Here is a 9,026-nt window from a genome sequence, read left to right as displayed (position 1 = left end):
GGCTCCGGCCGGCCGGAGCCGGTACCAGTGACGGGGTCGATGCAGGACCGCAGGACGAGAGGAGCGCCATGTTCGAGACCGCCGGTCTCGACTCCGTGGAAGTACGGGCCTATCGCAGTCTGGTCAGGATGTCGGAGGCCACGCCGTCCCAACTCGCCCGCAGTCTGGGGTTGTCCGGGCGGGATGCGGCCGTGCTCCTCGACACGCTGGAGGCGAAGGGACTGGTGAGCCGCGCCGAGGGCTCGGCGCACCGCTTCCGGGCGTCTCCGCCGGACCTGGCGCTCGGCCCCGTGTTGCTGAGTCGGCAACAGGAGCTGCAGGCCGCGCAGTCCGTGATCGAGAAGCTCACCGAGGAATACCGCAGTGAGGCCCGGCGCCGGGGCTCGGGCGAGACGGTCGAGACCGTCACCGGGGCGCAGGCGATGGCCCGGACGTTCGAGCAGCTCCAGCGCGGCGCACGCGACGAGATCCTGGCGCTGTGCAAGCCGCCGAACGTGGCGGTGCCCTCCCGGGGCAACGACACCGAACTGGAGGTCCTGGCCTCGGGGGTGCGGTACCGCGTCGTCTACGAGAGGTCGACGCTGGAGGTGCCGCCCGAGGTGTACCGGATCCGCGAGTTCGTCGGGCGCGGAGAACAGGCCCGGGTCTCCGCGGAGGTGCCGGTGAAGATGGTGGTCGCGGACCGGGAGCTGGCCATGCTGGTGTCTCCTTCCGCACCGGCTTCCAGCGTGGACAGCCCGCCCGCCGACCCGTCCGCAGGTCCGTCGGCTCAACCATCGGCCGTCCCGTCGGCTGAACCGCCCGGCGGTCCGTGGGCCGCCCCGTCGGCCGGTCCCTCGGCCGGGTCGTCCGCCGACCCGTCGGCCGGGCCGTCCGCCGTCCTGGTCCGCCCCGGCGCGCTGCTCGACGCCCTAGTCGCGTTCTTCGAGAGTCTGTGGAACGGCGCCTCCCCTCTGGTGCTCACCGAGGACGGCCTGGCCGGCGAGACCGAGTGCGACCGGACCCCTCCGCCGGAGGACCTGCTCCTGCTGTCCCTGCTGCTCACCGGGCTGACGGACGCCGCGGTCGCCGGCCAGTTGGGCACGAGCCTGCGGACCGTCCAGCGCCGTATCCGTGACCTGATCGAGTTCGCCGGGGTCCAGACCCGGATGCAGCTGGCCTGGGAGGCCGCCCGCCGCGGATGGCTGTGACGGCCGGCGGCCGGCACACACGAGCGACCGGACCCGGTCGCACGGGGCCGGTCCCTCGCGGAGCCGTACGGGGGTGACGGTGCCGAAGCCTCCGTCACCCCCGCCGGATCAGTGCTCGAACACCTGGAACTCCGAGGCCCGCACGTTGAACGCCGCCGTGGAACCGGTGGCGCAGTCGGTCACGTTGTTCGGGTCGTTGTCCTGCTCGCCCGCGAACGCCGGGCCGCCGATGCACTGGTTGGTGACGGTCTCGAACCGCAGGTCGGTCGCGGTGGTCAGCGGGATGTCGAAGCCGCGCATCGTCAGGTCCGGCGCCGCCGGACGCGGCTTGGCCGCCGCGAAGGCGTCCGCCGCACTGGTGTAGACCGGCTTGAACTGCCCGGGCTGGGAGCAGTCGACCGACTCGGTGCGGGTGCACGCCGAGATCCGGAACTGGCGCAGGGCCGAGAAGCGGCTCTGGCTGCCCGTGTCGCCACCCGGGTCCTTGCTGTCGGTCGGCCGGTTCAGGGCGCTGACCTGGACACGGCGGATCTTGCTCGGGCCGTCGCCGGCCAGGTGGATGCTGACGCCCTTGCCGACCACCGACGTCCTGGTCTTGTTCCCGACGAACGCCCAGTTGGTGCCCTCGTCGTCGTCGATGAGCCGGGCCAGGTTCAGTCCGTCGCCGGTGATGGTGGCGCCGGCCGCCGCCGAGGCGAGGTTGCGCTCCATGTGCACCGGGACGGTCCGCTGGGACGTGCCGCCGACCTGGAAGTCGAACCGCACCAGTCCGTAGCCCGGGGCTACCGCTACCGCGTCGTAGCGGCCGGGGGTGAGGCGCGCGGCGGCGTCGAGGCCGGAGGCCGTGCCGGCGACCGGCGTGGTGCGGGTGGTGAAGTGGCCGATGTAGACCTTGGCGCCGTCGATCGCCTTGCCGCCGTCGTCGGCGATCTTGAAGGTCACCGTGCCGTTCTTGCCATTCGGGGTGGAGAAGTCCGCGTGCGGCCGGGTGTCGCTCGTCGAGGTGGCGGTGGCGCCGATGCCGAGGCCGCGCTTGGCGAACGCCGTCCACAGGACGTCCAGGTCGGCGCCGCCGAAGCGGATCCGGTCCGCGGCGAGCATCGCGTCCCGGGCGTCGACCATGGTGATCCTGCCGTCGGCCATCAGCAGGTAGGAGTCGAACATCAGCTGGATCCAGCGGCGGCCACCACCGCAGTCCTCCACCGCAGCCTTCCCGGCCGCGCACGAGGCGAGCACCTTCTTGGACGGCTCGCCGTACTTGCCGACGAGCGCCTGGCGCACCTCGTACTGCACGGCGTTCCAGATCTCGCCGTCGGAGTGCACCTCCGCTCCGCTCATGTCGTAGCCGAAGTTGGAGTAGTTGAGCGGGCTGTGGTCGATGGCGAAGTTGCGGATGCCGCGCTGGTTGTTGTCGGTCACGTACGGGCCGACCACCCACGGGTCCACCCCGTCCGGGACCACGCCGGTCTCGATCAGCCGCTCGCTGGCGACCAGGTCGCTCCAGGACTCGCCCATCGAGCCGCCGTGGGTGCCGGAGATACCGGCGTCGGGGCCGCCGATCATGCGGTTGGTGATGGCGTGGGTGTACTCGTGGCCGACGACGGACGCGTCGAAGTCGCCGTCGGCGCAGCGTCCGTAGAAGGCCCCGGCCTGCGGCTGCCACAGGTACATGTTGGTCAGGGCCACGCCGCCGTCGGCGCCGGTGCTCTGGTTGGCGTTGTTGCGGGTGCTGGGGTTGCTGCCGCCGGACCGGGCGACGCCCATCTCCGGGTCGCCGCCCTTGCCGCCCAGGGCGTAGTTGTCGTGCTGCATGTTCCACGCCTTCTCGGTGAACCCGAGGTGGTACGAGAAGTCGTGCATCCCGTTGTGCTGGGCGAACAGGTTGCCGAGCGCGGCGTCCCGGTCCGGCTGGGCCGGGTTGGTGAGCACCTTCGGGTCGCAGCCGCTGGCGTGCCAGGCGTCGGTGTAGGAGTAGTCGTAGACCCGGTCGGGCCGCACGTTCGGGGTGATGCCGAGCCAGTTGCGCCCGGTGGCCGTCAGACCGTCACTGGCGAAGGCGTTGGCGCCCAGCGTGGTGCCCGGCTTGTAGTAACTGCCGTACGTGCCGCCGCCCTTGCCGGAGGCGATGTCCCAGGGCTGGTGCGGTTCGCCCGGCGCCTCGTCGCCGACCACCCGGTCGCAGCCCGCGGCCGCCGTCCAGCACCAGGTCTCCCGGGTGTCGGCGGAGGAGTCGTTCAGCGGGGGCGAGAAGGGGAACACCTTCCACTGCGGGTTGCCGTCCTCGGCTCCGTCGACCACCTGCTCGGACTCCACCAGGGAGCGCCGGGCCAGCACCTCGCCGGTGCGCGCGTCGACGATGCTGTCGTACAGCTCCGGCTCCTCGCCGGTGGTGCCCGCCTGCACCTGGTAGGCGGAGCGCACCGTGCCGTCGGTGTCGGCGACGACCACCGGGCGCACCATCTGGGTGCCGTCCAGGTCCGCCGCCTCGTACTTCTGCCACTTCCCGGTGCCCTCGGTCTCGGTCAGCCTGCCCGGCGACATGGTCACGTCGGCCAGGGCGGCCTTGATGGCGTCCTGCTCCGAGAGCGTCGCGGGCTGCGGGGTGCCGGTGACCGGGGCGAGTGCGCCGGTGACGCTGACCACCGTGCCGTCGACCACGCCCACGGAGACCAGGCCGTCCCGGCCGAACGGCTTTCCGTCCACCTCCTGGGCGAGCAGCACCGCCGCGCCCTTGCCGATCGGCGTGTTCGACACCAGCTTCAGGTCGTCGACCTGGTCGGGGGAGATGCCGAACAGGGCCGCGTTGTCCTTCAGGTAGGAGCGGGCGGCCTGTTCGGGTGCGGCCGGCAGTCCGGTCGCCAGTGTGGTGCCCTCGCCGTCCGGCACGACCGTGGTCGGCGTGCCGTAGCGGCTCCAGCGCACCCGGGCGTCAGCCTCGGCCGCCGCGCCCTTGGCCTTGGCCGACGGGGCTCTGTGGGCCCCGGGCAGGTCCTTGTCGGGCTTGCCGTGGTCGTGAGCACCGAGCATGCCCGAGCCGGAGTCCGAGGACTGCGGCTGTGCCGGGCCTGGGTCCGCACCGGCGGACGGGGTCTGGATCACCGCGACGATGCACGCTGTGGCCAGCGCCAGGACGCTCCGCCGCACCCGTCTGGAGCGTGTGGAGTGTGTGCGCACTCGTACCCCTCTCCTCGTGGAAGGACCGGACGGGATGACCGTCCGGGGTCCGCGGAGACTGGCACCTGACGCGTTGCCACAGGAATGGCCCTGCGTGGCGGAAATGTGACACTGCACAGTTCCGCCAGAGGCCGCCGCCGGGCATGGTCGGCCCGGCGGGCCGGAAAGGTTGGGCTTCATCAGGACCGGGCCGGACGCCTCGTCCGTGCGGCGGTCGGCCCGAGCCGGCGACCGGCGTTGTGCGCTGCAGGTGGCAGGGGCAAGCTCCGCTTCGGCGCAGAGGCGCATTCACACGACCGACGGACGGAGACGCAGCCGCCGTTGCGGCCGGCCGAGGCCCAGCCCGCCGTACGGGCCTCGACCAGCACGACGTCCTGCGAGGGGTCGCGTTCCTAGGCGAGCAGCGCGGTCCACAGACCGCTCAATCCTCCGCCGACGACGGCGAGATCACAGCGGGTGTCGTCTGTCCGGGTGGGGCGCGGTACGGGCGAGTTCGGGTGGTCGAGCCAGTGGCTGCGGGGCAGCGCTTCGGCGAGCGCGTCGGCGTACGGGACGCTCACATCGCCGACGGCGCCGAAGTGCTCGCGAGGTAGAGGGTAAAGCCGTAGGTACTGGCGGATCCGCCGTAGCGCAGACGCATCGGTGCGCCGTCGTTCAATCGAGGCGTTCGACAGCGAACCCAGTCATTCAGGCTTCCTTGTCAGCGAACCTGGTCGCTCTTGGGCCCGATGCCTTTGACCCTGGTCGGAGTTCCGTCCGGGGCGAAGGAGTCGTGGAAGGTGAAGGCGTGCGGCGCGGAGCCGTGGTCGTGGAGGTGCTCCAGCCTGGAAACCCCGTCCCGCCAGGTCGGTATCACGCCGTCGGAGACCCACCAGAACACGTAATTCGGGTGCCCTGTCCTCTCGAACCAGTCGTAACGCCTGTTGAGCGCCTCACGGTGCAGACCGGTGTAGACGGCGTCGAAGGCGGGGCGCAGGCCGGTCCAGAGCGAGAGGGTCGCGGCCAGGGCGGTGCTTTCCACCGTACGGCCCTTGCCGTACCAAGTCGGTACGGCGAACTCTCCCCATGCACCCCAGTCCGCCTCGAAGAGCATGCCCCGGTCACCGTCTGCCGCTTCAGCATGCGCGAGGTATCCGGGGTGCTGACTGATCTTCCGGTAGACGGCCTCACCAATGTCGTAGAACTCGCGCGTGCGAGGTGCGGGATCGGCGAGAGGTGACTTCAGGACGCCGAACGTGTACAGCGCAAGATGGGGCATGCGTCTCTCCCCGGTTGGGGCTGCCTGGCGTGGACCCGGTTCGGTGGCTTACGCATGGGCGCGAGGGTTCGTGGGGCGTGACCGACTCATCCCGTCGCGGCTGGCCCTGCCTGAAGGAAGCCCTGTGTGACCGTGGCGACCACCGAAGACGAGATGAAGGTAGCTGCCTCTGCGGGCCATGTCGAAGTTGCGTTTTCCCGGTAAAAGTGGCCTCTTGCACTGGTCATTGCAGGGGCTGGGGCGGGGCAGGCTGCGGGGCAACAGTGATCCACTTCGGCCGATCGGTTCGCCCGCCGTGCCCGTCCGCACCCCCTGTCCGATAGCCCCGAGTGCCGCCGAACGCGTGCGGTTGAAGAAGATGGCCTACGGCCACAAGGCCGAGCACCGGCTGCGGGTGCGCGCACAGGTGGTGCTGCACGCCGCGCATGGACGCTCCAACGCATGCATCGCCCGGGAGACGGGGCTGCATTTGGACACCGTGCGCCGCTTGCGTGGCCTGTTCGCCCAGGCGGGCCCGCCCGGGCTCAAAGACCGTCAACGCTGCGGCTCTCGCTCCTCGTTCACACCGCCGCAGGCCACCGAGGTCAAGTCGCCGGCCTGCCGGCTGCCTGCCGAGAGTGAAGTACCGCTCTCACGCTGGTCGTGCCCGGAACTGGCCCGCGAGGCCGCCCGGCGGGGCATCGCCCCGTTCATGTCGGCGTCGACCGTGCGCCGCCGGCTGGCCCAGGACGCGCTCAAGCCCTGGCAGCACCGCTCCCGGATCTTCACCACCAGCCCCGGCTTCCGGCTGAAGGCCGCCTGCGTGCTGGACCTGTACGCCCGCACCTGGCAGGGCGAACAGCTCGGCGATGACGAGTACATGATCAGCGCGGACGAGAAGACCTCCATCCAGGCCAAGTCGCCAGTAACCGCCCCCGACTCAATCACGCCCCCCCTAGCCGTTGGCTGTTGCCGGAGAATGGCCAGGGTGCGGGGATGGCGGCAGCTCGTTCATCCTGTGTCCCCCTCAGTAGCTGCAAGCCCGTCAGATGCTGATGGCGGAGGCCCGCCCCTCAGCAATCTGTGCGGGAACCTCCTGCCACACAGGCCGTCAGCGTGGGCCAAGACCTCCTGCGCCGACCGTGCCGGTCGCTCAGCCCGGCCAGGCCACCACAGCGGACGGGCGGCCCGCCCCCGCAGGACGGCACGCCTGCCAGCCCGCACCCGGCGCAGCCGCAGGTCCAAGTCCAACTGGCGCGCCCCGGAAGGTAAGTGGGCAGGCGGTCGCGTGAGTGGCCGCGATCCGTTAGGCACCGCCCCGGGCGCCTTGTAGGCGGTCGGGCACATCGCCGCCATGACCCTCCTCGGCGTCACGGTCTTCGATCACACCGAGTCGTACGCCGCGACGGCCGCCGTGTCGGATACACCGCTGACCCAGCCGGGCCCGGCCCCCTCACCGGGTGCCGCACAGACGCGCGTTGGCCGTGCGTGGGCCCCTGCCGCGCGCCGCCCCAGCGTGGTACACGGCCCAAGACGATGACCAGGCCGATGGCCTGGTCCACGACAGCATGTGAGTCGGGTGCGTGCTTGAGCCGTCTGTTCCCCGTGCCAAACCATGCCAGTTCGGCCGCCGGCCCCTGGCATGCCAGTGCTGGCCGTGGTTCGAGCGGCGAGGTGGTCGGCCAGCACATCGCCGAACTGGCCGCCCAACTGACCGGGATCGCCGAGGCGGGTGTCGCCGCGGCCGCCGACCCGGGGCCACGGCCCGCGCTGTGTTCCATGCCACCGGCCGCTCCCACGACCCGTGCTACGCGAGGGAGTGGGAGCGGCCGGCGGTCGAAGGGGAATTCGAGGCGGTGCTCGAAGCGCTGCTCGGCGGGCTACGAGCCCGTCAGCGGCGTTCTCCCTGAGGTCAGGTCACGTTCACGGTGACCGTCTTGGAGCGCGTGGGACCGGACACCACGCGCAGGTGCTGCCGGCCCGTGGCGGCGAGCTTCGTGGTCACGGTGAAGGTGTTGCCCTTCTTCACCACGGTGGCCCCGCGCAGCGTGGTCCACTTGCCGTTGCTCAGGTGCTGGACCGTGAGCGTGGTGGCGGCCGCGAGGTTGGCGGTGCGCCCCGAGAGCATCACGCTCTTCCCGGCCTTGACGGACGTGTGGTCGATCGTGATCGAGGCCTTGGCCATCGGCTTCATGCTGTGCGTGGCGTTCGGCTCCGGCATCGGCGCGGTGCCCGCGGCGAAGGCTCCGGCCGATCCGGCCGACACCAGTGCGGCGGACAGGGCGCCCGCGGCGAGGGTACGGACACAGCGGCGACGGAGGGTGGCATGCATGGTGGTCTCCCGTTGTTCGACGGATGTCCCCCTGCGGCGCGATCACACACTGTGACGGTCCGATCGCGCTCCTCAAGGTTGACCCAAAGTCGCTCGCGCGGCGACCCAGGATGGTCGGTAGCCGGTGTGGGAACGGGCGAGTTCGACGTAAAACGGCAGCTCAACGGCTGTCGTTCGACTCACTTGTTTCTTACCTTTGTCCAAATCATCACTCAGTGTCATAGCCGGTTGTCGCCGGCGCCGTCACACCGCGGTCACTCCTCAGAAGCCGGGCATCAGCCGGGTAGGGGTCGGGCCGGGCATTCCCACCCGGGTGGGCTGCCCCTGCCGAACCCTGCCTGGATGGGTAGCCGCCCCTGGACATCGACGAGATCCGTGAGATGTGCGGCGACATGTACGACACCCGCATCAAGGACATGGTGGACAGCCCGAAGAACAACAGGAAGTTCCAGGCCATGCTCCAGAAGAAGGGCTGGACGACGAACTACGACATCCTGAAACGGCGCCGTCGTGAAGGATTGAGGGACTGGCAATGGAGAAGGGGACGAGGTGTTCACCACCCCCGCCGAGGACCTCCTCCGGCGTGCCGCCGAGCGGGGCTGGTCGGTCGATACGTCGCAGCCCGAACACCCGGTGATTCCCGGGTTGTCGCCGGGCTTCACCCGGCAGACCTCGCAGGAGGTCGAGCGGGACGCCGACGGCCTGCCGAGGTTCGTCACCTCGGTCCTCGTGGGCGGCAAGGACTACTACAACTACCGCTACGAGAAGCGTGGCTGATCGCGGTTCGACTCGGAGACAGGGCAGAGCCGTCACTGCCACAGCTCTTCAACTTGGTGTCGACGGCACCGGGAGGAGCGCCGGCCGACTCTCCGGCAAGTCCCTGAGTACCGGAACGGTGTTCGTGGACTGGCTGTGAGTACGTGCGTGGCCCGTGACCGGGGCCGCCCCGAGTCGCGTGGCGTCAAGCCGCCCGCGCGCCCTCCAGCATCTCCTCGGCCCGTTCCCCGACGCGGGCCGCGACCGGCTCCGTGACGGGGGCCGCAGGCGCCGCCTTCCGCACCGCGTCGGCCTCGGGGTCGACCCCGCCGCCCCC

Annotated in this window: 6 protein-coding genes and 2 pseudogenes; 4 read left to right on the top strand and 4 right to left on the bottom strand. The window is 70.7% G+C overall.

The annotated features are described in order from the left end of the window. A partial coding sequence (locus BZY54_RS32490; RefSeq protein WP_208640845.1) for a helix-turn-helix domain-containing protein occupies window positions 1-1,190 on the top strand: 1,190 nt, incomplete at its 5' end. Window positions 1,191-1,298: 108 nt separating this feature from the next. Here BZY54_RS32490 and BZY54_RS32485 read toward each other — a convergent pair. The 3 genes and pseudogenes from BZY54_RS32485 to BZY54_RS32475 all read right to left on the bottom strand — a co-directional run bounded on the left by BZY54_RS32485 (window position 1,299) and on the right by BZY54_RS32475 (window position 5,622). Beyond that, complete coding sequence (locus tag BZY54_RS32485) at window positions 1,299-4,364, bottom strand: M36 family metallopeptidase (protein ID WP_208640844.1); 3,066 nt, start codon at window positions 4,362-4,364, stop codon at window positions 1,299-1,301. 314 nt (window positions 4,365-4,678) lie between these two features. Next, window positions 4,679-4,924: pseudogene (locus BZY54_RS52405) on the bottom strand (FAD-dependent oxidoreductase); the annotation flags it as partial. Window positions 4,925-5,064: 140 nt separating this feature from the next. Then, window positions 5,065-5,622 (bottom strand): DUF3291 domain-containing protein, encoded by a 558-nt coding sequence (locus BZY54_RS32475; protein WP_086728905.1) that lies wholly within the window; start codon window positions 5,620-5,622, stop codon window positions 5,065-5,067. Window positions 5,623-5,965: 343 nt separating this feature from the next. On the opposite strand from BZY54_RS32475, the gene BZY54_RS53810 reads away from it, so the two are divergent. Together BZY54_RS53810 and BZY54_RS32465 are read left to right on the top strand one after the other, a co-directional pair. Next, window positions 5,966-6,934 carry a helix-turn-helix domain-containing protein gene (locus BZY54_RS53810; RefSeq protein WP_244217457.1) on the top strand — a complete coding sequence of 323 codons (969 nt, stop codon included), beginning with the start codon at window positions 5,966-5,968 and terminating at the stop codon, window positions 6,932-6,934. A gap of 332 nt (window positions 6,935-7,266) precedes the next feature. Further along, window positions 7,267-7,511: pseudogene (locus BZY54_RS32465) on the top strand (TetR/AcrR family transcriptional regulator); the annotation flags it as partial. A 2-nt stretch (window positions 7,512-7,513) separates the two neighbouring features. On the opposite strand, the gene BZY54_RS32460 reads toward BZY54_RS32465, so the two are convergent. Next, window positions 7,514-7,933, bottom strand: a complete 420-nt coding sequence (locus BZY54_RS32460; RefSeq protein WP_086728904.1) for a hypothetical protein — start codon at window positions 7,931-7,933, stop codon at window positions 7,514-7,516. Window positions 7,934-8,482: 549 nt separating this feature from the next. Between BZY54_RS32460 and BZY54_RS32450 the strand changes: the two genes are divergently transcribed. Continuing rightward, on the top strand, window positions 8,483-8,710 hold the full coding sequence (locus BZY54_RS32450; protein WP_244217456.1) for a hypothetical protein: 228 nt from the start codon (window positions 8,483-8,485) through the stop codon (window positions 8,708-8,710). Window positions 8,711-9,026 lie beyond the last annotated feature (316 nt).

The sequence above is a fragment of the Streptomyces carpinensis genome, from assembly GCF_002154505.1.
GTDB classification, from domain to species: domain Bacteria; phylum Actinomycetota; class Actinomycetes; order Streptomycetales; family Streptomycetaceae; genus Streptomyces; species Streptomyces carpinensis.
The sequence above is the reverse complement of the archived record's forward strand: the minus strand, read 5'-3'. Positions and strand labels throughout refer to the sequence as shown.

Excerpts from the sequence above, each read along its gene's own strand:
- BZY54_RS32475 (WP_086728905.1), bottom strand. The coding sequence starts at position 5,622 with ATGCCCCATCTTGCGCTGTACACGTTCGGCGTCCTGAAGTCACCTCTC.
- BZY54_RS32460 (WP_086728904.1), bottom strand. The coding sequence starts at position 7,933 with ATGCATGCCACCCTCCGTCGCCGCTGTGTCCGTACCCTCGCCGCGGGC.